Annotated in this window: 1 protein-coding gene; it reads right to left on the bottom strand. The window is 47.8% G+C overall.

Features of this window, described 5'->3' with window-relative positions; all coding sequences use genetic code 11:
- Window positions 1–103: 103 nt before the first annotated feature.
- A partial coding sequence (locus tag R7P67_RS25900; protein ID WP_318086465.1) for a catalase occupies window positions 104–1107 on the bottom strand: 1004 nt, incomplete at its 5' end.

Here is a 1107-nt window from a genome sequence, read left to right as displayed (position 1 = left end):
CGAAGAGTTTGAAAAAGTCTAAATTGATCATATCGAATTTCTCTTAACTGGGAGGCGCAACGTGCGCCTCCCTTTTTATTTACTATGGAATATTTGCTGTGGGTTATTTCGCTAAACCTAACGCCAGTTCTAAGCCTTTGCCGTAAGCTTCGTCCGCTTGGTAAGCGTGGTTTACGTGACGTTCTTTAATGAAGTCTGGCACACCATCCATCGCTCGTGCGGTGTTATCAAACAGCGCTTGGCGTTGCTCTTCGTTCATTAGTCGGAACAGGTCACCTGCTTGGCTAAAGTAATCCTCATCAACACGATGGTCGTAATGGTCAGCATGGCCGCTAATTCGCAATGGTGGCTCTGAATAATCAGGCTGCTCTGCCCACTCTTGTTTGTAGTTTGGCTCGTAACCCAGTGTTGAACCGAAGTTACCGTCAACTCGCATTGCGCCGTCACGATGGTAGCTGTGTACCGGACAACGAGGGGCATTGACTGGAATTTGGTGATGGTTTACACCTAGGCGGTAACGCTGTGCATCTCCGTATGCAAACAAACGGCCTTGCAGCATTTTGTCTGGCGAGAAACCAATTCCAGGAACGATAGCTGCCGGGTTAAACGCGGATTGCTCAACTTCTGCATAGAAGTTTTCTGGGTTACGGTTCAGCTCAAACTCACCTACAGGGATAAGTGGATAATCTTTTTGAGACCATACTCTTGTTAGGTCGAATGGGTTGAAGTTAACTTCGTCGGCTTCTAATTCTGGCATGATCTGTACGTACATTTTCCATTTCGGGAAATCCTGACGCTCAATCGACTCATACAAATCGCGGTGATGGCTTTCACGATCTCTGCCCGCCAGCAGTTGTGCTTCCTCATCGCTGATGTTCTTAATACCTTGCTGAGTTTTGAAGTGGAACTTCACCCAGTAGCGTTCATTTTCAGCGTTGATAAAGCTGAATGTATGGCTACCGAAGCCGTGCATGTGACGGTAAGACGCAGGAATACCGCGGTCACTCATGACGATGGTTACTTGATGGAACGCTTCTGGGAGTGATGTCCAAAAATCCCAATTGTTTGTCGAGCTGCGCATGTTGGTGCGTGGATCGCGTTTCACCG

It is taken from the genome of Vibrio sp. Vb0937 (assembly GCF_033338855.1).
Note: the sequence above shows the minus strand (reverse complement) of the source record. Positions and strands in the feature narration are given on the sequence as shown.